General features: G+C 71.1%; 23 protein-coding genes. 10 read left to right on the top strand and 13 right to left on the bottom strand.

Features of this window, described 5'->3' with window-relative positions; translation table 11 throughout:
* Positions 1-14: 14 nt before the first annotated feature.
* From FV218_RS09400 to oxlT, 3 genes are read right to left on the bottom strand one after another with little or no spacing between them, the layout of a single operon-like run.
* On the bottom strand, positions 15-1,025 hold the full coding sequence (locus FV218_RS09400; protein ID WP_056090771.1) for a 2-dehydropantoate 2-reductase: 1,011 nt from the start codon (positions 1,023-1,025) through the stop codon (positions 15-17).
* 34 nt (positions 1,026-1,059) lie between these two features.
* Positions 1,060-1,824, bottom strand: coding sequence for a fumarylacetoacetate hydrolase family protein (locus FV218_RS09405; protein ID WP_056090774.1), 765 nt, complete (start codon positions 1,822-1,824; stop codon positions 1,060-1,062).
* 4 nt (positions 1,825-1,828) lie between these two features.
* A complete protein-coding gene (gene oxlT / locus FV218_RS09410) occupies positions 1,829-3,136 on the bottom strand; it encodes an oxalate/formate MFS antiporter (protein ID WP_281407811.1) in 1,308 nt (435 codons plus the stop codon).
* Positions 3,137-3,456: 320 nt separating this feature from the next.
* Here oxlT and FV218_RS09415 point away from each other — a divergent pair, with 320 nt between their 5' ends.
* The 3 genes from FV218_RS09415 (at position 3,457) to FV218_RS09425 (ending at position 5,220) form a co-directional block, all read left to right on the top strand.
* Complete coding sequence (locus FV218_RS09415; RefSeq protein WP_147709533.1) at positions 3,457-3,669, top strand: CsbD family protein; 213 nt, start codon at positions 3,457-3,459, stop codon at positions 3,667-3,669.
* A gap of 96 nt (positions 3,670-3,765) precedes the next feature.
* Positions 3,766-4,170 (top strand): CsbD family protein, encoded by a 405-nt coding sequence (locus tag FV218_RS09420; protein ID WP_056090781.1) that lies wholly within the window; start codon positions 3,766-3,768, stop codon positions 4,168-4,170.
* Positions 4,171-4,419: 249 nt separating this feature from the next.
* The gene (locus tag FV218_RS09425; protein WP_147709534.1) at positions 4,420-5,220 is read left to right on the top strand and encodes a creatininase family protein; all 801 of its coding nucleotides are present in this window, start codon (positions 4,420-4,422) and stop codon (positions 5,218-5,220) included.
* A gap of 13 nt (positions 5,221-5,233) precedes the next feature.
* On the opposite strand, the gene FV218_RS09430 is transcribed toward FV218_RS09425, so the two are convergent.
* Positions 5,234-5,749 carry a YcgN family cysteine cluster protein gene (locus FV218_RS09430; RefSeq protein ID WP_147709535.1) on the bottom strand — a complete coding sequence of 172 codons (516 nt, stop codon included), beginning with the start codon at positions 5,747-5,749 and terminating at the stop codon, positions 5,234-5,236.
* A gap of 257 nt (positions 5,750-6,006) precedes the next feature.
* On the opposite strand from FV218_RS09430, the gene FV218_RS09435 reads away from it, so the two are divergent.
* The 3 genes from FV218_RS09435 to FV218_RS09445 are packed head-to-tail and all read left to right on the top strand — an operon-like array spanning position 6,007 to position 9,520.
* Positions 6,007-8,214, top strand: a complete 2,208-nt coding sequence (locus tag FV218_RS09435; protein ID WP_056090789.1) for a PBP1A family penicillin-binding protein — start codon at positions 6,007-6,009, stop codon at positions 8,212-8,214.
* Between the two features lie 17 nt (positions 8,215-8,231).
* Positions 8,232-8,927, top strand: a complete 696-nt coding sequence (locus tag FV218_RS09440; protein WP_147709536.1) for a DUF1214 domain-containing protein — start codon at positions 8,232-8,234, stop codon at positions 8,925-8,927.
* Positions 8,924-9,520, top strand: coding sequence for a hypothetical protein (locus tag FV218_RS09445; protein WP_056091553.1), 597 nt, complete (start codon positions 8,924-8,926; stop codon positions 9,518-9,520). The genes FV218_RS09440 and FV218_RS09445 overlap by 4 nt, the downstream gene beginning before the upstream one ends.
* 41 nt (positions 9,521-9,561) lie before the next feature.
* On the opposite strand, the gene FV218_RS09450 is transcribed toward FV218_RS09445, so the two are convergent.
* Positions 9,562-10,377, bottom strand: a complete 816-nt coding sequence (locus tag FV218_RS09450) for a hypothetical protein (protein ID WP_147709537.1) — start codon at positions 10,375-10,377, stop codon at positions 9,562-9,564.
* Positions 10,378-10,417: 40 nt separating this feature from the next.
* Entirely contained in the window at positions 10,418-10,588 is a 171-nt protein-coding gene (locus tag FV218_RS22715) for a hypothetical protein (RefSeq protein WP_187273011.1), read from the bottom strand.
* Between the two features lie 531 nt (positions 10,589-11,119).
* On the opposite strand from FV218_RS22715, the gene FV218_RS09455 reads away from it, so the two are divergent.
* Together FV218_RS09455 and gshB are read left to right on the top strand one after the other, a co-directional pair.
* Positions 11,120-11,395 (top strand): hypothetical protein, encoded by a 276-nt coding sequence (locus FV218_RS09455; protein ID WP_056090799.1) that lies wholly within the window; start codon positions 11,120-11,122, stop codon positions 11,393-11,395.
* Between the two features lie 49 nt (positions 11,396-11,444).
* Positions 11,445-12,401 (top strand): glutathione synthase, encoded by a 957-nt coding sequence (gene gshB / locus FV218_RS09460; RefSeq protein WP_147709538.1) that lies wholly within the window; start codon positions 11,445-11,447, stop codon positions 12,399-12,401.
* A gap of 3 nt (positions 12,402-12,404) precedes the next feature.
* Here the strand turns inward: gshB and FV218_RS09465 are convergent, their stop codons facing one another.
* Complete coding sequence (locus FV218_RS09465; RefSeq protein WP_056090805.1) at positions 12,405-13,949, bottom strand: sodium:proton antiporter; 1,545 nt, start codon at positions 13,947-13,949, stop codon at positions 12,405-12,407.
* Positions 13,950-14,014: 65 nt separating this feature from the next.
* The gene (locus FV218_RS09470; protein WP_056090806.1) at positions 14,015-14,524 is read right to left on the bottom strand and encodes an OsmC family protein; all 510 of its coding nucleotides are present in this window, start codon (positions 14,522-14,524) and stop codon (positions 14,015-14,017) included.
* A 257-nt stretch (positions 14,525-14,781) separates the two neighbouring features.
* On the opposite strand from FV218_RS09470, the gene FV218_RS09475 reads away from it, so the two are divergent.
* Both FV218_RS09475 and grpE read left to right on the top strand, forming a co-directional pair.
* Positions 14,782-17,571, top strand: coding sequence for a [protein-PII] uridylyltransferase (locus FV218_RS09475; protein WP_056090809.1), 2,790 nt, complete (start codon positions 14,782-14,784; stop codon positions 17,569-17,571).
* Between the two features lie 103 nt (positions 17,572-17,674).
* Positions 17,675-18,262, top strand: coding sequence for a nucleotide exchange factor GrpE (grpE, locus tag FV218_RS09480; protein ID WP_147709539.1), 588 nt, complete (start codon positions 17,675-17,677; stop codon positions 18,260-18,262).
* Positions 18,263-18,343: 81 nt separating this feature from the next.
* Here grpE and FV218_RS09485 read toward each other — a convergent pair whose 3' ends face one another.
* The 5 genes from FV218_RS09485 to FV218_RS09505 all read right to left on the bottom strand — a co-directional run bounded on the left by FV218_RS09485 (position 18,344) and on the right by FV218_RS09505 (position 22,483).
* On the bottom strand, positions 18,344-19,303 hold the full coding sequence (locus FV218_RS09485; RefSeq protein ID WP_056090815.1) for a hypothetical protein: 960 nt from the start codon (positions 19,301-19,303) through the stop codon (positions 18,344-18,346).
* Positions 19,304-19,404: 101 nt separating this feature from the next.
* Complete coding sequence (locus FV218_RS09490) at positions 19,405-20,088, bottom strand: alpha-ketoglutarate-dependent dioxygenase AlkB (protein ID WP_147709540.1); 684 nt, start codon at positions 20,086-20,088, stop codon at positions 19,405-19,407.
* Entirely contained in the window at positions 20,088-20,726 is a 639-nt protein-coding gene (locus FV218_RS09495; protein ID WP_056090820.1) for a 2,3-bisphosphoglycerate-dependent phosphoglycerate mutase, read from the bottom strand. The genes FV218_RS09490 and FV218_RS09495 overlap by 1 nt, the downstream gene beginning before the upstream one ends.
* 196 nt (positions 20,727-20,922) lie before the next feature.
* Entirely contained in the window at positions 20,923-21,720 is a 798-nt protein-coding gene (dapB, locus tag FV218_RS09500) for a 4-hydroxy-tetrahydrodipicolinate reductase (RefSeq protein WP_056090830.1), read from the bottom strand.
* A gap of 79 nt (positions 21,721-21,799) precedes the next feature.
* Positions 21,800-22,483: a MarC family protein gene (locus FV218_RS09505; RefSeq protein WP_056090833.1), complete on the bottom strand. Its 684-nt coding sequence runs from the start codon at positions 22,481-22,483 to the stop codon at positions 21,800-21,802.
* Positions 22,484-22,499: the final 16 nt, after the last annotated feature.

Genomic DNA, 22,499 nt, shown 5'->3' on the forward strand with positions numbered 1-22,499 from the left:
AAATCTCGAAAAATTCAGGCGGCCGTGATGGAGAGGCGTCCCTGTGCCCGGTCCAGGCTCTGGGACAGGAGGCGCATCAGGGCGTAGACGGTGCCGATATGCGGGGTCGGGGTGTCGGTGAGGCGCCCGAGCTCGATGATCGAGCCGACGAGGGCTTCGAGCTCGATGGGCCGGCCGGCCTCGACGTCCTGCAGCATCGAGGTCTTGTGGGCGCCGACCTTCTCGGCCCCGGCGATGCGCTTCTCGATGCCGAGCTTGAACGTGACCCCGAGCTTGCCCGCGATCTCCTGGGCCTCGCGCATCATGTCGGCGGCGAGCGCCCGGGTCTCGGGGAACTGGCAGATGTCCACGAGGGTGGCGTGGCTGAGGGCCGAGATCGGGTTGAAGCTGAGGTTGCCCCACAGCTTGAGCCAGATCTCCGCCCGGATGTCCGAGGTCACGGGCGCGCGGAACCCCGCCTTGATCAGGCGCTGGGCGAGGGACTGGACGCGCGGGCTCATGGTGCCGTCGAGTTCGCCCAGGCCGAAGCGGTGGCCCTCCACCACCTGCACCACGCCGGGCTCCGTGAGCACGGCGGCCGGATACACCACGGAGCCGATGACGTGCTTCGGGTCGAGGTGTTTTGCGATGAGCCCGCCCGGATCGGCGGTCTCCAGGTGGGTGCCGGTCAGGTCGCCGCCGTGGCCACCCGAGAAATACCACCACGGAATGCCGTTCTGCATGGTCACCACCATGGTGTCGGGTCCGATGAGGTGGTGCAGGTCGGCCGCGATGGGCCCGACCTGGTGGGCCTTCACGGTGAGCAGCACGATGTCGTGCACGCCGGCCTCTTCCATGGACTTGGTGGCGCGCAGATTCTTCACGTGGATCTCGGAGCCGTCCTCCTCGATCAGGCGCATGCCGTTGGTGCGGATGGCGTCGAGGTTGGCGCCGCGCGCGATGAAGGTGACGGCCTCGCCCGCATTGGCGAGGCGTACGCCCAAAAATCCGCCGATGGCGCCGGCGCCGACGATGGCGATGCTCATGTGGCTGTCCTCTGATGTCTGTGCGTCAGGCCCGTCACGCGAACGCGTTCGACAGGATTCCGATGCCGTCGATGTCCACCTCGACGGTGGCCCCCTTCGGAATCGGGCCGGCTCCGTTGGAGGTGCCGCAGGCGATGAGGTCGCCGGGCTCCAGGGTCATGCCCTGCGAGACCAGGGCGACGATCTCGTGCGGCTTGAAGATCATGTCGGCCAGGGGATAGCGCTGGCGCTCGCGTCCGTTGACCCGCACGGCGACGGAGAGGGCGTCCGGGTCGAGGCCGGTGGCGATGACCGGGCCGAACGGGCCGAATCCGTCGAAGCCCTTCGACCGGGTCCATTGCACGAAGCTCGGATCGGCCTTCAGCACTTCCAGCGCCGTGACGTCGTTCACGCAGGTGTAGCCGAAGATGTGCCCGGCCGCCGCCTCGGGCGTGAGGTCGCGGCCGCGCCGGCCGATGACGATGCCGAGCTCGCCCTCGAACAGGATGCGGCCGAGGCCGTCCGGGATCGTCACGGTCTCGCCGCCCGCCCGGTAGGTGTTGGGCGGCTTGACGAAGAACAGCGGGGCCTGCGGCCGGTCGAGGCCCTGCTTCTCGGCCGCCGCGTGAAAATTGTTCCACAGGGCGATGAGCTTGCCCGGCCGGCACGGGATGTCGAGGGTGACCGCCGCGAGCGGCAGGGTCTCGCCCGTGGGCGTCGGATCGGCGAAGAGGTCGCCGTCGTGGACGGCGATGCCGTCCCCGTCGAGGCGGCCGAAGCCGCCCCGGCCGTCGTGCGTGTAGCGCAGCCAGCGGGCCATGGTCTCAGGCGTTCCGGGCGATGTACCGGGCCCGCCAGGGCTTCAGCACGGCGATGGCCAGGATCGAGGCGAGGATGTTGGCACCGGCGGCGACGAGGAACACCCCGTCCCAGCTCGCCGAACTCTGCTGCAGGTAGTTGGCCGCGGGGACCAGCAGGGCCGCCGTGCCCTTGGCCGTGTAGAGCAGGCCCGCATTGGTGGCGGCGAACTTGGTGCCGAAGGTATCGGTGCAGGTCGAGGGGAACAGCGAGTAGATCTCACCCCAGGCGAAGAACACGAAGCCCGAGAGCAGCACGAACCACAGGGGATCGTGACCCCAGAGGTAGAGCATGTAGATGCCAAAGCCTTCCATGGCGAAGGCGATGAACATGGTGTTCTCGCGGCCGATCTTGTCCGAGACCCAGCCGAAGAACGGGCGGGTCAGGCCGTTGAGGACGCGGTCGATGGTGGCCGCGAAGGTGATCGCCACCATGGTGAGGCCCATGATCGTGACCGGGACCTTGTCGACGCCGATATCGGCGGCGATGGGCTTGAGGTTGGCGGTGATCATCAGACCGCCGGCGCCGACGATGACGAACATGAAGTACATCAGCCAGAAGATCGGCTGGCGCGCGACCTCGCCGGGGGTGAAGTTGCGCCGGGTCTGGGCGACGCTGGCATTGCCCGCGGCCTCGGCGACCTGCCCCTTCTTCGGGGAGACCAGGAACACCGACAGCACCATGACGATGATGCCCTGGCCGATGCCGAAGTTGAAGAACGCGGCCTGGAAGCCGTTCTCGGCGATCATCCACTGGATCGGGGCGACGGTCAGCGCCGAGCCGGCGCCGAAGCCCGCCGCGGTGATGCCGGCGGCGAGGCCGCGCTTGTCCGGGAACCACTTGAGGGCCGAGCCGACGCAGGTGCCGTAGACGGCGCCCGCACCGATGCCGGCCACCACCTGGCCGAGGTAGAACATGTTCAGGGTCTCGGCGTAGGAGTTGATGACCCAGCCGATGCCGCAGAGCAGGCCGCCGAACAGGACGACGACGCGGGGGCCGTACTTGTCGACGAACCAGCCCTCGACGGGGACGAGCCAGGTCTCGAACAGGACGAACAGGGTGAAGGCCCACTGGATGGCGGCGCGGTCGAAGCCGAACTTCTTCTGGATGTCGGGGACGAAGAACGTCCAGCCGTACTGAAGGTTGGCGATCATCACCATGCAGATGACGCCGATGACGAGCTGGCCCCAGCGGCCGAACGGAGGCGCGGCGACCGTGGCCGGGGCGGCGTCGATGGTCCCACCGGGGACGGGCGCAGCAGTGCGCGCGGTCATGGCGTTGTCCTTGAGTCAACTTTTGGTAATGCCCGCCGGTTCTAGCCGCAATTATTTTGAATTCAAGCAGCTTTGCCGTGGCCTTGGCCTGCTCTCATCTGCGAAAAATTTGGGACATAGGCAGAAAAAATTTTAAACGCCGGTCCCTGTTCATGCCCCTCCGCCCGCTCTTCTTGCAACGCAGCAAGATGATCGTGCGGCGCAGCAAAGGGCTGGGTAGCCGGACCGCGCGGCGGAACATTCCCCCGCTCCGCCCCGTTTCGCTCGGCCAATGGCGGGGGTCGCCGCACGCGACCGCGCGCCCAATTTCGGAGCGTTCCATGAGCAGCACGACGGACAAGATCAAGGGTCTGGCCAACGAGGCCGTCGGCAACATCAAGCAGGGCGTCGGGTCCGTCACGGGCAACGAGAAGCTCCAGGCCGAGGGCAAGGCCCAGGAACTGAAGGGCGAGGCCCAGAAGACCGTCGGCGACGCCAAGGACGGCATCAAGAACGCGGCCCAGGGCGCGGCCGATGCCGTGAAGAAGATTTGACCTCACGCCCTCGGGGCGGCCGGGAAGGGCCGCACGGAGTTCGGGGCGACGGAAGATCCGGTCCGTCGCCGGAGGGAGAACGAGCGAGGTTTCAGGATGAACAGGGATCAGTTCGAGGGTGGCCTGCGCACCCTGCGCGGCCGGGGCCGCACCGCCTTGGGCGCCGTCACCGGCCGTCCGCGCCAGCAGATCGACGGGGCCGTGGATCAGGTCGCCGGGACGCTCCAGCACGGCTACGGCCGCGCCCGCGAGACGGCGGACGACCTTCACCGCGACGGGACCGAATTCGTCGACGGGGCCCGCACCCGGGGCCGGGCCATCGCGGGCGACGTCCGGGACCGCGCCGAGGACCTGCGCCGGCGCGGGCGCGGCTATCGCGACGAGGCCGTCCGGCGCGGCCGGGACGTGGCGGCGCGGGCCGATGACAACCGGGGCACGACGCTCCTGGTCGTCGCCGCGGCCGCCTTCGCCACCGGCTGGCTCATGCGCCGGACGCGCTGAGTCGGTCTCCGGGCGCCCGCTCGATCGCCCCGGCGAGCCCTCACAAGCCGGCTTCGTCAATCGGAGCGGGGCTCGCCGCCTTGAGCGGGGCTTGCCGACCGGAGCGGGGCTTGCCGACCGCAGCGAGGCTTGCCGACGGGGCGGGTCTCACCGATAGGAGAGGTGCTGCCGGCCGGCGGGTCGCGGGGTCGGAGGCGGTTTTCGAGGAAATCCGCCCGGTCGAGCCCGGCCCCGTTGGAGACAGGCCAGATGCCCATCCGTCGATGGTCCGACCTCACCACCGATGACCTCCGGGACCGGGACATGCGCCGGGCCGTCGCCGTGCTGCCCGTGGCGGCCATCGAGCAGCACGGCCCGCACCTGCCCCTCTCCACGGATGTCGACATCGCCGAAGGCTACCTCGCCCGGCTCATGGCCTTGTGGGACGACGATGTTTTGCCGGCCGACGATCTCGACGTCCTCGTCCTGCCGGTGCAGGGGGTCGGCAAATCCGACGAGCACGACGCCTTCCCCGGGACCCTGAGCCTCACCGCCGCGACGGCGCTGGCCGCCTGGGGCGAGATCGGCGCCGGACTCCACCGGGCCGGCTGCCGCAAGCTCGTCCTCGTCACCTCGCATGGCGGCAACAGCGGCCTCATCGACCTCGTGGCGGCGGACCTGCGCGCGCGCTTCGGCATGGTCGCGGTCACCACCGCCTGGAACCGCTTCGGCTATCCCGAGGGCCTGTTTCCCGAGGCCGAGATCCGGCACGGCATCCACGGCGGCGGCATCGAGACCGCCCTGATGCTGGCGCTCCGCCCCGAGCAGGTGCGGACCGACCGGATCGCCGACTTCACCCCCCGGACCCTGGCGATGGAGCGCGACTTCACGCACCTGCGCGCCGGGCGCCCCGCCGCCTTCGCCTGGAAGGCCGGCGACCTCAACCCGGCGGGGGCCATCGGCGACGCCCGCCTCGGGACGGCCGAGGCGGGACACGCCGCCCTCGACCACGGCGCCCGCGCCTTTCGCGATCTCCTGCGCGACGTCGATCGGTTTTCCCTGTCGCCCTGACGCCGTCGAGGCCTCAGTCCTCGGGGTCCTCGGTGGCGGGGATGCGGGCCGGCCAGGTCACGATGCGGTCCAGGAGTTCGTCGGCGGTGAACTCCTCCTCGTTGCCCGAGACCCGGCCCCGGATGGAGATGCCGGCCTCGTGGACGCTCGCGGCCCGGCCGCTCACGAGGGGATGCCAGTCGGGCAGGTCCTGGCCGTCGCGGACGAGGCGGTAGCCGCAGGTCGGCGGCAGCCACGGGATCGTGCGCACGGCCTCCGGCGTCAGGCGCACGCAGTCGGGCACCCGCTTCTGGCGGCGCGGATAGTCGCGGCAATGGCAGCCGTGCCCGTCCAGCAGGGTGCAGCCCACATCCGTGTGGTAGACCTCGCCGGTGTCCTCGTCTTCGAGCTTGAGGAGGCAGCAGCGGCCGCAGCCGTCGCACAGGCTCTCCCACTCGGACGGCGACATCGCCTCCAGGGTCTTGGTGCGCCAGAACGGTTCGGTGGTGGCCGGCGGCCCGGACGGGCGTGCGGCCGTGCGATCCCGCATTCGGGAACCCCGGTCTAAGGTATGGAGCGACGGGACGGGCGAACCTTCCCCTTGCCGCAAGGCGCGCCGATGGGCAAGCGCCACCGGCGCGCCCCATTCCGGCGTCAAGGTTAATATGATCTTAATCCGCCGCGCGGGGCGCCGGGCGCGTTGCCCGTGGTATCCGACCCTGTCGCGAACCGACGCGGAGCTTGATACAGTGAACGCCGCGGCGCGGGCCGGGTCGGGTCGCCCTCCAGGGACATGAAGAACAGATCGTGCGCCTGCCCAACGCCACTTCCCTGACGACCCGGATCAAGCGCGCGGCCCTGGCCTTCGACGCCTGGGTGAACGCGGGCCTCTACGACAGCGGTCGCTCCGCCGGGGAGACCTACGAGCGCTTCCAGGAGCGCATGAACGTGTTTTCCGTGCGCGGCTGGAAGCGCGGCGCCCTCGACCTGACCAGCGAGGCGGTGACCCTCGGCACCGGCGGCGCCATCGTGATGCTGATGCTCGCCCAGCCCGCCTTCAACCAGACCAGCGACAATTGGCTGAAGGCCCAGGATCTGGCCGTCACCTTCCTCGACCGCTACGGCAACGAGGTCGGCCGGCGCGGGATCAAGCACGACGATTCGCTCAAGCTCGACGACTTTCCCGACATCATGATCAAGGCCCTGGTCTCGACGGAGGACCGGCGCTTCTACGAGCATTGGGGCATCGACCCCATCGGCACCCTGCGCGCCCTGGTCTCGAACTCGCGCGGCGGCGGCAACACCCAGGGCGGCTCGTCAATCACGCAGCAGCTCGCCAAGAACCTGTTCCTCACCAACGAGCGCTCCCTCGAGCGCAAGGTCAACGAGGCGTTCCTGGCCCTGTGGCTGGAGAGCCACCTCACCAAGAACGAGATCCTGAAGCTCTACCTCGACCGGGCCTATATGGGCGGCGGCACCTTCGGCGCGGTGGCGGCGGCCGACTATTATTTCGGCAAGCCGCTCAAGGACATCTCCCTCGCCGAGGCCGCCATGCTCGCCGGCCTGTTCAAGGCGCCGACGAAGTACGCGCCCCACGTCAACCTGCCGGCGGCCCGCTCCCGCGCCGTCGACGTCCTGCACAACATGGTCGAGGCCGGCTTCGTCACGGAAGGCCAGATCCAGACGGCCCTGCGCAATCCCGCGACGCCGGTGACCCGCACCCGCGACATCACGGCGGATTACTACCTCGACTGGGCGTTCGGCGAGATCAAGGGCATGGCCGATGCGGGCCGCTTCCGCAGCGACCGCGTGCTCACGGTCAAGACGCCCCTCGACCTCACCATCCAGAAGCGCGCCGACGAGGTGATCCAGAACACCCTGCGCCGCTACGGCGACCAGTACGAGGTCGACGAGGCCGCCATGGTGATCCTCGATCCCGACGGCGCCCTGCGGGCCATGGTGGGCGGCGCCGATTACGGCGAGAGCCAGTTCAACCGCGCCACCGACGCCCTGCGCCAGCCCGGTTCCTCGTTCAAGCCCTACGTCTACGCCGCCGGCCTCACCTCCGGCCTGTACCGGCCCGACACCCGCGTGGTCGACCGCCCGGTCTGCATCGGCAACTGGTGCCCGCAGAATTACGGCCGCTCGTTCTCGGGCGCGACGACCCTCACGGTGGCGGTGGCCAAATCCATCAACACGATCCCGATCCAGATCTCCATCGCGCTGGGCAAGGCCATGGGCATCTCCCACGAGGCCCGCGCGGCCAAGGCCGGGCGCGACAAGATCGTCGACACGGCCCACCGCATGGGCATCACCACGCCGCTCGCCGACACGCCGTCGCTGCCCATCGGCTCGGCCGAGGTCAACGTCATCGACCAGGCCGCCGCCTACGCGGTGTTCGCCAATGGCGGGCGCAAGGCCAAGCCCTACGCCGCCATGGAGGTGAAGAACTCGTCCGGCGAGGTGATCTACCGCCACGCCGACGAGCGGGTCGAGCAGGTGCTCTCGACCCAGGTGGTCGCCGACATGAACTACATGCTGACCAAGGTGGTGGAGGAGGGCACCGGCAAACGCGCCCAGCTCGAGGGCATCAAGGTCGCGGGCAAGTCCGGCACCACGAACGCCTACCGCGACGCCTGGTTCGTCGCCTACACCGGCAACTACGTCGGCTCCGTCTGGTTCGGCAACGACGACCACACCTCCACCAACAAGATGACGGGCGGCTCGCTCCCGGCCATGGCCTGGCACGACGTGATGGAGACCGCCCACCAGGGCATCGAGCTCAAGGCCATGCCGGGCCTGAAGGAGGTCGGCCGCGCCGTGGCCCAGACCCCGGCCGCCGCCCCGGTCAACCCGGCGGCGAGCGCCGCCGGAAAGCTGTCGCGGCGCTCCTTCGAGGTGATCGGCGGCGTCAACGGCCTGTTCCGCACCGTTGAGGCCAGCGGCACGGCCCCGCGCCCGGCCGGCGACGTGGCCGACGGGACCGGCACCGCCGGCCGCATCGCCACCCCGTGAGCGAAGGCGTTGGACGTATGAGAGCCGCCGACAGGGCCGCACCCGCGGAAACGCGGGGAGAGACCGGTGCGGGTGCGCGGACCGCCGCCGCGCGGATCGCCGGCGCCGCGCGCGAGGCCGTGCGCCGGGCCTCCACCGTCAGCCTCGTCCTCTACGCCCTGGCGCTCGGGGCGGGGATCGGGCTGGCCACCGCCGACTACGCCACGCGGGGCGGATACCCGTTCGGCGGCGTCGCCGTCGGGGCCTGGACGGCGTGGCCGCGCACCGGCTCCGTCGGGGCCGACCCCTACGCGCGGGCGGTGAACGCCCGCCGCGGCGAGATCCCCCTTGCCATCGGCGAGGGCATGCTGCTCACCGCCGCCCAGGACGACGAGGGCCAGGCCCTCGACGCCACCTGCACCTACACCATCGCGGGCATCACCCCGCCGGCCCGGGCCTGGACGGTGACGGTGGCCGGGCGCGGCCCGCGCGATCCCGAGCGCACCATCGTGCGCGAGGGCTACACCTCGACGGAGACCCTGCGCGAGCGCGACGGCCGCTTCGTCATCACCCTCTCGCCCGAGGTCCAGGCCGGCAACTGGCTGCCGATGCCGCGGGCGAGCGGCCCCGTGCGCCTGGCGCTGCGCCTCTACGACACCCCCGTGGCCGCGAGCGCCGGCACCCTCGACCGCGCCGCCCTGCCGGCCGTCACCCGCACGGGATGCGCCGCATGACGCCCCGGGGCCGCTTCCTCCTTGCCACCCTGGCGGGCCTCGTCCTGGCGGGCCTCGTCCATATCGGCGTGGTCCTCCTGATCCCGCGCCTGTCGGAGACCGACGCCCTGTCGCGCGCCCGCACGGGCGAGGGCCTCGATCACGCCATGCCGGTCTACACCCTGGTCACCGGCGACGGCCCGGCGCCGCCCGAAGCCTGGCTGCCCATCCCCGATCCGGCGGTGGCGGTGGGCATCTGCGCCTACGACCTCGCCGACGGTCCCATGCGGGTCTCGGCCCGCACCGGCCCGCTGATGCTGTCCCTGGCGGTGCACGGCCGGCGCGGGGCCTTCTACGCCGTCACCGACCAGGCCGCCGTGCGCGGCGCCCTCGACCTCGTGGTGCTGACCCGCGCCCAGTACGACGAGGCCCTCGCCAACGCCGACGAGAACGACGTCAGCCGCGACGTCCGCATCGTCGCCCCCGACCTCAGGGGCTACGTGGTGGTCCGGGTGATCGCCGCCCTGCCGAGCCAGCGGCCCGCCGCCAACACGGCGGTCCAGGCCGTGTCCTGCACCGTGGACCTGCCGGCCGAGGACAAGGCGGGCGGCTGAGCGGGATCGACCGGGTCCGGGCGCCGCGCGCCTTCGGAGATTCAATTCTTGGCGACGATGGGACGGATCGGGAGGGCCGCGTCCATCGCGGCCTCCGCCGCGAAGCCGCAGCGGCCCTCCGCTTCGGGCGGGACCAGGGCCGTGAGGATCGGCCGGCGCTCCGCCAGGGCCCGCAGGACGCGCTCGACGAGGGCCGCCTCCGGCGAGGGGACGGCGACGAGGAGGTGGTCGAGGGCGTAGCGGTAGCGCGCGAGGCGCCGATCCGTCTCGAACCCGACCCAGGCGACGAGGCAGCGGTTCTCGGTCACCCGCATGGCGGCGTGGCGCGCATCGCGGTCGTCGACGGTCCGGGCGAAGGACAGGCTGCGCAGGCGCAGGGCATCCGCCTGGAACACCCGCGCGGCGGTGGCGGCGAGGACCGGCAGCAGGCGCGCATCCGCGCCGATATCCTCCGACAGGCGGTGATAGCGCGACACGGGCGAGCGGAACGGGCCGTCCATGAGGGCGGAGAAGTAGGCCTCCGGCGCGTCGGGGCGCCAGGCGGCCGGCAGCACGCGGCTGCGGGTGAGGTTGGCGAGGATGTCCGTGAAGGCGTCGCGTCCGCCCGCGGGCATGAGGAAGCGCCAGGCCCGGTCGCGCAGGGTGGCTTCGTCGTCCGTGAAGGGAAAGGCCGAGGCCGGCTCGCCGCGCTCGCGCGCCGCCAGGGTGCCGGTGGTCTCGATCAGGCCGTTCCAGGCCCCCGGCTTCGGGCGGCCGAAATCGCCCTGCTGCGCGCAGCCGGCGGTGAGCACCAGGAGCGCGGCCAGGACCGCGGCCGTCGGGAAGGTCGTGCGGGCGGTGGCGGCCGGTCGCGGCATCGTCGTGTCCGGTCGTCGGGAGGGGATCGCGGTGGCGGGATCAGGAGCGCCGCAGCAGGCGGGGGGCGCGCTTGTCCGGCTCGGCCGGTGTCTCCGGTTCCGCCATGCGCTCGTAGCGGATGCCGGTGAACAGCAGGATCGCCCCGCGCGGGTCCGGCGCCGCGTCGTCGGCGCGGCGGAAGCGGCGGCGGCCCGCCGCCGGGAAGGTCACGACGGTGGCCGTCGGACGCGTGGGACCTCCCGTATCTGGTGACCTGTCGAGGTTCATCGGCTGCGATCCCGTCCCATTGTGTGCGTCCCGGACCCGCTCACCCACGTGACCCGGCGCCGTCTCCCCCGCGGGGACCGGTCCCCTCGGGGGCCGTCCGGTGGCGGTGATGTCGGCGAGATCATCACGGGGTGGTTAACGGATTGTTGCCAACGGACGATGCGGGGCGCGCCCGGGCCCCTCGGGGCGGCCCTCCACCGAGGGGGGCCGCCCGGCGTTGCGAATGTGTCACGCCGGCCGGGAAATCTCTGGCGCGGGGATTGCATGAAATCCCTCGCCCATGGCGGGCAATCCCTCCCTTGAACTCGGCCCCGCTCGCTCGCGCGAGCGGGGTTTTTTGTGGGCGCCACCGGGAGGGGGCCGGCGTGCGGCCCGAAGGTCGCGGGAACAAGCGTGGGCTTTCGCGCGCTTGCTAACCGCCGGGGCTGCCCGATATGCCCCATCCCATCTTCCCAGAACGAAGGACACCGCAGGATGCGCGTGATGACGTCACGACCCTTGAGCCTCTCGACGGCCCTGAAGATCGCGCCCTTCGCTCTTCTGATGCTGGCGGCCGGTCCGGCCCAGGCCCAGCGCGAGGACCAGGGCCTGCAGCTCGGCTGCGCCAACGACTATTTCCGCCTCTGCGCCGGCGTCGATCCCAACAGCAAGGATGCCGAGACCTGCATGGATCGCAACCGGCCCCGCCTGTCGCCCGAGTGCAAGGCCGCCATCGGCGATTACGACAAGCGCACCGGCGGCAAGAAGTAGCGTCCGGGGCGGCTCTCGACCGATTTTCGAAGATGGAGGCTTGAGAGCCATGGCCCTGACCGTCGCCGTCCAGATGGATTCCATCCGGGCGATCCGCATCGCCGGTGACACCACCTTCGCCCTGCTGCTCGAAGCGCAGGCGCGGGGGCACCGGCTCCTGCACTACACCCCCGACCGGCTGTCCCTGCAGAACGGCCGGGTGACGGCGCGGGTGGAGGCCCTGACGGTGCAGGACGTCGAGGGTGCGCACGCCACCCTCGGCGCGCCCGAGCGCCTGGACCTGTCGCAGGCGGACGTGGTGCTCATGCGCCAGGACCCGCCCTTCGACATGGCTTACATCACCGCCACTCACATGCTGGAGCGGCTGCCGGCCTCGACCCTGGTGGTGAACAACCCGGCCGAGGTCCGCAACGCGCCCGAAAAGCTGTTCGTCCTCGACTTCCCCACCCTGATGCCGCCGACCCTCATCACCCGCGACAAGGCGGAGATCGAGGCGTTCCGGGCCGAGCACGGCGCCATCGTGATGAAGCCGCTCCACGGCCACGGCGGCGCGGCGGTGTTCCGGGTGCTGCCGGAGGACGCGAATTTCGGCTCGATGTTCGACCTGTTCTCGGTGACGTTCCGCGAGCAGTGGGTGGTGCAGCGCTTCCTTCCCCGCATCACCGAGGGCGACAAGCGCATCATCCTCGTCGACGGCGAGCCCCTGGGCGCCATCAACCGGGTGCCGGCCCTGAACGACATCCGCTCGAACATGGTGCGGGGCGGCGCCGCCGCGGCGTCCGATCTCACGCCGCGCGAACGGGAGATCTGCGCCACCATCGGCCCGGAGCTGCGGCGGCGCGGCCTGATCCTCGTCGGCATCGACGTCATCGACGGCAACCTCACCGAGATCAACGTGACCTCGCCCACGGGCATCCGGGCCATCAAGCGCCTGGGCGGTCCCGACCTCGCGGTATCCGTGTGGGATGCCATCGAGGCCCGGGTCAGCACGGTGCTTTCCGCCTGAACCTCACCGCTCGGCGCGGGGCGTCGCGTTGAGTTCGGCCCAGTCGAACTCCTCCTCCAGGACGTAGTAGGCGTCGTCGCCGATCTCGCCGGAGCGGCGCAGGGCCAGCACCCGGTCGCGGGCGGCCTCGATGGTGCCGCGCCGGGCGGCGTCGGCGGGAAGGGTCTCGGAGGCGAACCCGTCCGCTTGCCGGTCGGCCTGATCGAGGGCCGCGCGGAATTCCTCCCGCAGGGCGTCGACATGGGCGCCGGTCTCGCCCTCGAGGCTGTGGAGCGCCGCGCCGTAGGCCTGCGTGCGGCCGTACCCGATCTCGCGGCCGACGGGATCGTCGTCCTTGAGGCCGAGGCGGCCGAGCAGCGGGCGCAGGGTCAGGCCCTGGACCGTGAGGGTGCCGATGATGACGCAGAAGGCCGTGAGCACGATGAGGTCGCGGTAGGGAAACCCCGGATCGCCCTCGGGCAGGGCGAGCGCCGTCGCGATGGTGACGATGCCGCGCATGCCGGCCCAGGCCACCGCCGTCGCGGCACCCGGACCGCTGTCGTCGCTGGTTTCGCCCTCGGCGCCCAACCGTGAAAAATGGTTGGCCGACAGCACCCAGACGATGCGGACCACCACCACGGTGAGGAACACCGCCGCGCCCACCAGGGCGTAGGAGATCTGCTGCTCCCGGGTCAGCCGTTCCAGGATCGGGCCGATCTGCAGGCCGATGAGCACGAAGGCGAGCACGTTGAGGACGAACACCGCCGTGTCCCACACGGCGTAGGAGACGATGCGGGTGCGCGGCGGCGTGCGCCCGGCCGTGAGCCGCGCGGCCGTGATGGCGAAGGTGACCACGGTCAGCACCCCCGACAGGTGGACGTGCTCGGCCCCGATCCAGATGCCGAAGGCGGCGACGAACTGCAGGACGATGACGCTCGGCGCGTCGGTGACCGGCCGCATGGCCCGGGTGTAGGCGAAGGCCAGGATCGGGCCGACGACGACGCTGCCGAGGATGCCGATGAGGAAGGCCGGGCCGATCTCGGCGAGGGAGAAGGTGCCGGTGACGGCGGCCGTGACGCCGAGGCGGTAGATCAGCAGGGAGCCGGCGTCGTTGAGCAGGCTTTCGCCGCGCAGGATCGTGGTGAGGCGGTGCGGCAGTTCGACGTGGCGCAGCACCGACAGCGCCGCCACGGCGTCGGGCGGGGCGACGATGGCGCCGAGCACGATGGCGGCCGCGATGGGCATGTCGGGAACGAGGAGCTTCGCCACGAACGCCACGGCCAGGGTCGAGGCCACCACGGCGCCGAGCGCCAGGCCGGCGATGGGGCGCCAGTGAGTGCGCAGGTCCCGGAGGGAGGTGGCGTAGCCGGCATCCAGCAGGACGGGGGCGAGGAACAGGGCGAGCGCCAGTTCCGGGTCGAGGACGAGGTTGGGCACCGCCGGGATGAAGGCCAGGGCGATGCCGCCGAGGGCGAGGAACACCGGATACGGTGCCCCCACGCGCCGGGCGAGGGCGGCCAACAGGACGGCGCCGAACAGGACGCCGACGATCCACTGAAAAATCATCATGTGGAAGGGGAGATAGGGCCGGCGCGCCCGAAACGCAGATCTCCCCCGCCGGTTAGTCCCGCCGGTCAGCCCCGCGTCGTCGAGACCGACAGGTCCGGCTTGTGGTTCAGGGTCTGGAACACCACGCAGTAGCGCTCCGTCAGCTTCAGGAGCTGGTCGAGCTTGTCCTGGGGCGCGTCGGTGTCGAGGGCGAAGGCGAGGCGGATCGCCCGGAAGCCCACGGGCGCTCCCTTGTCGACGCCGAGCGTGCCCCGGAAGTCGAGGTCGCCCTCGGCGCTGACGGTGCCGGCGCGGAGCTCGATCTCCAGGGCGGTCGCCACCGCCTTCAGGGTGACGCCGGCGCAGGCGACGAGGGCCTCCAGCAGCATGTCGCCGGAGCAGAGCTCGGCACCGGACCCGCCCGTGGCCGGGTGCAGGCCCGCGACCGCCAGGGCCCGGCCGGTCTCGACCTTGCAGGCGATGGACGTGTCGTCGAGGCTGCCCCGGGCGCGCAGGGTCACCAGCGCGGAGTCGGGGGTCGCACGATACTGATCCTTCAGCGGAGCCTGGAGCGAGCGCAGGGCCTGCGAGTCCATGGGCGTTTCCTCGTGTGTTTTATGGGGGTTGGTCCCGAACCTAACGCCTTCGTGCGATGGCGGCCAGATCGGGGGAACGCGGGACTCCGCGGCTCCGCACGCGGCGATCGGCACGGTTTGGCCGTGCATTCGGCCGAAGGGGGCCGGTTTCCGGCCCGGAACCGCCCCGCGCCCCGGTGCCGGGCGATCCCGCGCCCCGCGCCCGGCCTCCGCGAGGCCCCTGGCGCCGATCCGCCAACATGCTAACGGGGTTGACTATGTTCGACGCCGTTGCCGCCCTCGCCGATGTCCTCGAGAAACTCGACCGCGACGCCCGGGAGGCGACGCGCCTGCGGGCCGTCCTCGTGCCGGAGCTGCGGCGGGTGATGGAGCTCGGCCGGGCCGATGCCGAGGCCCGGCTCATCGCGGAGCGCGACGGCCTCGCCTGCGCCCAGCGCCTGAGCAACCTCACGGACGCGGTGATCCGCACCATCCACGACGCCGTGGTCTGGCGGCTCTATCCCAACGACAATCCGTCCACGGGCGAGCAGCTCGCCGTGGTCGCCACCGGCGGCTACGGCCGGGGCACCATGGCGCCGGGCTCCGACATCGATCTCCTGTTCCTGCTGCCCTACAAGCAGACGGCCTGGTCCGAGAGCGTCGTCGAGGCGATGCTCTACGTGCTGTGGGACCTGAAACTGAAGGTCGGCCACGCCACGCGCTCCGTGGAGGAGTGCCTGCGCGAGGGCCGCGCCGACATGACCATCCGGACCTCGCTCCTGGAGGCGCGCTACCTGTTCGGAACCCGGGCGCTCTACGAGGAACTCGTCACCCGGTTCGATACCGAGCTCGTGATGTGGACGGCGCCCGAATTCGTCGAGGCCAAGCTGCGCGAACGCGACGCGCGCGTCACCAAGGCCGGCGCCTCGCGCTACCTCGTCGAGCCCAACGTCAAGGACGGCAAGGGGGGCCTGCGCGACCTCAACACCCTGTTCTGGATCGCGAAATACACCTACCGGGTCCGCGACCAGAGTGAGCTCGTCCCCGCCGGCCTGTTCACGCCCGAGGAGTACCGGGTGTTCGAGCGCTGCGAGGAACTGCTGTGGCGGGTGCGCTGCCACATGCACTTCATCACCGGCCGCTCCGAGGAGCGCCTGTCGTTCGGATTGCAGCCGAAGGTGGCCGAGCGCTTCGGCTACGAGCCGCGCGGCGGCCTGTCGGGCGTCGAGCGCTTCATGAAGGCCTACTTCCTCATCGCCAAGGATGTCGGCGACCTCACCGCCATCGTGTGCGCGGCCCTCGAGGCCCGCCACGCCAAGCGCACCCCGGTCCTCGACCGCTGGATCGGCCGCTTTCGCGATCGCTTCCGCGCCACCGCCATCGAGGCGGAGGATTTCGTCGACGACCACGGCCGGATCAACCTGCGCGACGGCGACGTCTTCGTGAAGGACCCGGTGAACCTGATCCGGCTGTTCTGGCTCGCCGACCGTCACAACCTGCCGATCCACCCGGACGCGACGCGGGTGGCCAACCGCTCCCTGCGCCTCATCGGCCATTCGCTCCGGTCCGACGAGGAGGCCAACCGGCTGTTCCTCGACATCCTGACCTCGAAGAACTCGCCCGAGACCATCCTGCGCCTGATGAACGAGGCCGGGGTGCTCGGCCGGTTCATCCCGGATTTCGGCCGCATCGTCGCGATGATGCAGTTCAACATGTACCACCACTTCACCGTGGACGAGCACCTGCTGCGCGCCCTCGGCGTGCTGACGGCCATCGAGTCCGGGCGGACGGAGGAGGACCATCCCCTGGCGGCCCGCCTCATCGACTCGATCTCCAACCGGCGGGCCCTGTTCGTGGCCGTGCTCCTGCACGACATCGCCAAGGGCCGGCCGGAGGACCACTCCATCGCGGGGGCGGCCATCTCCGAGAAGCTCGGGCCGCGCTTCGGCCTCAAGCCCGCCGAGACCGAGACGGTGGCCTGGCTGGTGGAGCACCACCTGCTCATGTCCATGACGGCCCAGAGCCGCGACCTCTCCGACCCCAAGACCATCGAGAAGTTCGCCGGCATCGTGCAGACCCTGGAGCGCCTGAAGCTCCTGATGATCCTCACCGTCGCCGACATCCGCGCCGTGGGGCCGGGGGTGTGGACCGCCTGGAAGGGCACCCTGCTGCGCACCCTCTACGACGAGACCGAGGTGGTGCTCTCCGGCGGCCATTCCGAGATCGCCCGCACGGACCGGGTCCGGATGATCCAGATGGGCCTGCGCGAACAGCTCGCCGACTGGGAATCCGACGTCTTCGACGCCTATGCCGGGCGCCACAACCAGGCCTACTGGCTCAAGGTCGACGCCACCCGCCAGTTCAAGCATGCGGGCTTCCTCAAGACCCTCACGGCGGAGGGGCGCACCGTCGCCACCGCCGACGAGACCGACCCCGTCCGCGGCATCACCGAGCTGACGATCTACTCGCCCGACCATCCGCGGCTCCTCGCCATCGTCACCGGGGCCTGCGCGGCCCTCGGCGGCAACATCGTCGACGCGCAGATCTTCACCACCACGGACGGCTTCGCCCTCGATTCGATCCTGCTGTCGCGGGCGTTCGAGCGGGACGAGGACGAGCTGCGCCGGGCCAAGCGCATCACCACCGCCATCGAGCGCGCCCTGCGCGGGGAGATCCGCATCGCCGACCTCGTGGCCGACCGGCATCCGCCGGACAAGCGCACGCCGACCTTCCTCGTGCCCCCCGACATGTCCATCGACAACGCCCTGTCGAGCCGCGAGACGGTCATCGAGATCACCGGCCTCGACCGGCCGGGCCTGCTCTACGAACTGACGGCGGCCCTGGGGCGGCTCAGCCTCAACATCACCTCGGCCCACGTGGCGACCTTCGGCGAGCGCGCCGTGGACGTGTTCTACGTCACCGACCTCACCGGCACGCGGGTGACCCAGCCCGACCGGCAGGTGGCGATCCGCGCCGCCGTGATGGAGGTGTTCGCCAGCGACGTCGCCGCCATGCGGGCGGAGGGACTCGACGCCCTGCTCGAATCCCCCCCGCCCCGCGAGGCGTGAGCGTGCCGCGCGAAGCCTGACCGTGGCCCGTGCTTGATTTCACGGGCCCCGCGCCTGATATCAGCGCCAATCCCCGGCAACCCCGATCCGACGAAAAGTGACGATGGCGAACAGCATGGAGAACGACCCCACGGTCGAGACCGACGCGACGGCGCAGGCCGAACCGACGCAGGACGGCGCACCGGAGGCCCCGGCCCTCGCCGCCCTCGTGGCCGAGCGCGACGAGTTCAAGGACCGCGTCCTGCGGACCCTGGCCGAGATGGAGAACCTGCGCCGGCGCACGGAGCGCGAGGTCGCGGATGCCCGCACCTACGCCGTCACCAACTTCGCCCGCGACATGCTCAACGCCGCCGACAACATCCGGCGCGCCCTCGAGAGCGTGCCCGAGGCCGAGCGCACGCAAGCCACCGGCGCGTTCAAGGCGCTCCTCGACGGGATCGAGCTGACCGAGCGCGACCTCGGCAAGACCCTGGAGCGCCACGGCGTCAAGGCCATCGATCCGAAGGGCCAACGCTTCGACCCGAACCGCCACCAGGCGATGTTCGAGGTGCCCGATGCCGAGGTGCCGAGCGGCACCGTCGTGCAGGTCATGCAGTCGGGCTACGTCATCGGCGACCGCACCCTGCGCCCGGCCCTCGTCGGCGTCGCCAAGGGTGGGCCGAAGGCCGCCAATCCGGCCGACGCGGCCTGAGGGCAGCCGCTTCCGCGGAAGCGACCCGACATCGAAGGGCGGCGGGCCAAAGGGGCCCGCCGCCCTTCGGCGTTTCGGGCGCTACTTCAGCTGCACGCTGTCCACGACCTCGCGAAAGTGCGCGAGGACGCCCTCGCGGTGGTCGGCCCGCACGACGCCGACGGCGCGCAGGTACCCGTCGGGGGCGAAGCGGATGGTCTGCGAGATCACCACCGGCGTGCTCGAGGCGATGTCCGTCGCCCGCGCCACGATCTCGTGCCAGTCGACGCCCTTCTGGCGGTAGCTCTGCGAGCGCTCGACGATGAAGTCCTTCATGGTCTGGTTCGAGGCCAGGGCCGTGCGGGCGAAGGCTTCGCGCTGCTCGGGCTGGGGCGGGGGCTGGACCGCCTGGGCCAGCACCAGGATCGGCTGTTCGAGGCCGAGCATCTGGTCCTTGGGGCCCTGCGTCATCAGGACGGAATTGCCGGCCAGCACCCGCACGGGCCGGAATCCGGCCGGGGTGCCGATCCGGAACGGCAGGGCGGCGACCTGCTGATCGAGGGTGAGTTCGGGGCGGATGTGGATGCCGGTGAGCATGGCGACCATGCTCTCGTCGGTCTCGGCGTCGGGGGTGGTCTGGGCGATGATGATGCCCGTCACCGTGGGATCGCCGACGAGCAGCATCCACTTCTTGATCGACGGGCCGGCGCTCGGATCGGCCGCCGGCTGCTCGCCGGTGAACAGCACCGCATCGACGTCGCCCGCGACCTTGATCGCCTGACGGTTCGACACGACGAAGCCCTGCTGCTTCAGGTTCGCGTCGGTGAAGCTCTGCTCCAGTTCGGCGAAGGCGTTGGGCGGCAGTTCGACCACCGAGACCGTGGCGCCGCCCTCGACCCGCTCGAACCCGGAGAACCGCTTCGACGAGACCATGTCCGGCGGTGGCTGGAAGCCGAAGCGGGAGCTTGGCGGAAACACCGGGTCGGCCGCGCGGCCCGCCTGCGTCAGGCCGAGGAGGAGGGCCAGGATCGTGACGGGGCGGGCGAGGCTACGCAGACGCATCGGGTCGTTTCTCCGCAAGGGCCCGGTCTCGCGCCGGGCCTCGGTCCCGTCCGACGCCGGACGGGGCCCATGGCGATGGGTCGGCCCCAGCCCCGCCCGTGTCAAGCCGTCGGCGACGGCTTGGGCCGCGTCACGCGGCGCAGGGTGAGGTTGCATCGCCCGTCCGGCGGCAGGAACGCCGGCATGGCCTCGCCGGCGCCGAGGAGATCGGGTGGGCGCGGCAGGATGCGGTCGATGCCGTGATGGACGAGGCGTGCGGCCCCGCCCATGACGAGGGCGTCGCCCGCGTGCAGGCGGACCGAGCGCGTCGGGTCGCTCCGGCTCGTGCCGCCGTAGCGGAACAGGGCGGAGGCCCCCAGCGACAGGGACAGGACCGGGGCGTCGAGGGCGGCCTCGTCGCGGTCCTGGTGCAGGCCCATGCGCGCGTCGGCGGCGTAGAGGTTGACGAGGGCTGCCTCGGGCGGGGCCGGATAGCCGGAGAGGTCGTCCCAGGCGCGCAGGGCGAGCTCGGGAATCGCCGGCCACGGCGCGCCGGTCTCGGGGTGGTGGGCCTGGTAGCGGTAGCCGGCGATATCGGAGACCCAGCCGAGGGGGCCGCAATTGGTCATGGTCACGGAGAACGGCCGCCCCGTGCGCGGCATCCGCGGCCGGTAGGGCGGCGCAACCGAGAAGCCCGCGGCGAGGTCCGCCGCCAGGCGCGTGCGCGCGGGCCCGTCGAGCCAGCCGGGGTGGAGGATCAGCCCCGGCATCAGTTCGACCGAAACGCGTTCGACGGGCGGCGCCATCACACGTCGTGGTCGATGTCGCGCTCCAGGACCGACTTGCTCTCCACCGTGGTGTCGGCCTTGAGGTGGTAGACCAGGGGGATGCCGGTGGCGATCTCGAGGCTGGCGATGGTCTTGGTGGTCATGCCGTCGAGGACCATGACGAGGGCGCGCAGGGAATTGCCGTGGGCGGCCACGAGGACGCGCTCGCCGGCCATGACCCGGGGCAGGATGGTCTGGATGTAGTAGGGCAGGACCCGCGCGGCGGTGTCCTTGAGGCTCTCGCCGCCGGGGGGCGGGATGTCGTAGGAGCGGCGCCACTGGTGCACCTGGGCGTCGCCCCAGCGCTCGCGGGCATCGTCCTTGTTCAGGCCCGACAGGTCGCCGTAATCGCGCTCGTTGAGGGCCTCCGAACGGATGGTCTCGACCTCGGGCTGGCCCATCTCCTCCAGCATCAGCGCGCAGGTGCGCTGGGCGCGGCGCAGGTTCGAGGTGAAGGCGACGTCGAACCGGTGGCCCTGCTGGCCGAGCCAGCGGCCGGCGGTCCGGGCCTCGGCGATGCCGAGCTCCGTCAGTTCCGGATCGCGCCAGCCCGTGAACAGCTTCTTGAGATTCCATTCGCTCTGGCCGTGGCGAGCGAGGACAAGCAGGCGCTCCATCGCGAATCGATCCCCTGAATCCAGTTTTGGTGCGGTGCAGCAAAAGGCTGGACCGGTCGGGTATGTGGGCGCCCGTAGCTGAACGGGCAATGACGGCAAACCCTCGGACAACAAGCCTTTGGCCGGCAAGTCCCTGGCCGGCAAGCCTTTGGCCGGCAAACCCTCGGACAGCAAGCCTTTGGCCGGCAGGCCCTTATCAGAGGCCGAGGACGTCGGCCATGCCGTAGAGACCCGGCGGGCGGTCGAACGCCCATTGCGCCGCACGCACGGCGCCGCGGGCGAAGATGCCCCGGTCCTCGGCGTGGTGACTCAGCGTCAGGCGCTCGCCCGCGCCGGCGAAGACGACGCTGTGGTCGCCCACCACCGTGCCGCCGCGCAGGGTGGCGAAGCCGATGTCGCCGGGCCGGCGCGCGCCCGTATGGCCGTCGCGGGTCGAGACCCTCGTGTCGGCCAGCGCCACGCCGCGCCCCTCCGCCGCCGCCTCGCCCAGCAGCAGGGCGGTGCCGGAGGGCGCGTCGACCTTCATGCGGTGATGCATCTCGACGATCTCGATGTCGAACTCCTCGCCCAACGCCGCCGCGACCTTGCGCACGAGGCCGGCCAGGAGGTTGACGCCGAGCGACATGTTGCCCGAGCGCACGATGCGGGCGTGGTGGGCGGCCGCCGCGAGTTTTTGCAGGTCCGCCGCTTCCAGGCCCGTCGTGCCGACCACGTGGACGATGCGGGCTTGCGCGGCGAGTTCGGCGAAGAACGTGGTCGCGGCCGGCGTCGTGAAGTCCAGGACGCCCTCGGCGGCGGCAAAGACCGGCAGGGGGTCGTCGGTGACGGCGACGCCGAGGGGCGCGAGGCCCGCGAGCACGCCGGCATCCTGGCCCAGCACCGGGGCGCCCTCCCGCTCGATGGCGCCCGACAGGGTGCAGCCCTCGGCTTCCGCCACCGCGCGGATCAGCATCCGCCCCATGCGCCCGCCGGCGCCGACCACCACGAGCCGCATTCCGTGCCCTTTCCGAATGAATTCCGCCCCGTGCGGTACAGCCTCGGGTGAAGGCTGCCAAGGACGAGCGCGGTCCCGCTCACCGCGGGGGCAGCAACGGCCCCAGCACGTCGGTGACGCCGTTCACGGTGATCTGCGTGCCGACGCACAGGAGCAGGAAGGCGAACAGGCGTCCGAGCACCCGTGCGCCCACGGGGCCGATGAACATCACCACCCGGTCGGCCGAGCCGTAGACGAAGCGCACGATCACCGCGATGGCCAGCGCCGCGAGCGACATGCCGATGTAGAAGCCGATCCGGTCCGGGCCCGGCGCCGGACGGTTCGAGCCCAGCGCGATGGCCACCGCGATGGTGCCGGGGCCGGTGGTGAACGGAAGGGTGAGGGGGAAGAACGCGAGTTCGGCGAGGTTGTCGGGCGTGCTCCCCTGCGCTTCCGCGTGCTTGCGCGCCTCGCGCGCCTCCGGCGCCGTCAGCAGGGTCCAGGCCGAGGCCGCCACCACGAGGCCTCCGGCGATGCGGAGCGCCGCCAGGGACACGCCGAAGAAGTTGAGGATCGGCGCCCCGGCCCACAGGGCCGAGAGCATGATCAGCGCCGCGTAGAAGCCGATGCGCTTCGACAGTTCCACCCGCTCCGCGTGGGAGTTCTGCGCCGTGACCTGGGCGAAGATCAGCGCCGAGCCGATGGGGTTCACGATGGAGAACAGGCTCGACAGGGCAAGCACGAAGCTCTGCAGGGCGGCCTCGGGGGCGAAGAGGGACAGCATCGGTCAGCCGGGGGAG

Source organism: Methylobacterium sp. WL69, from assembly GCF_008039485.1.
Lineage (GTDB): Bacteria > Pseudomonadota > Alphaproteobacteria > Rhizobiales > Beijerinckiaceae > Methylobacterium.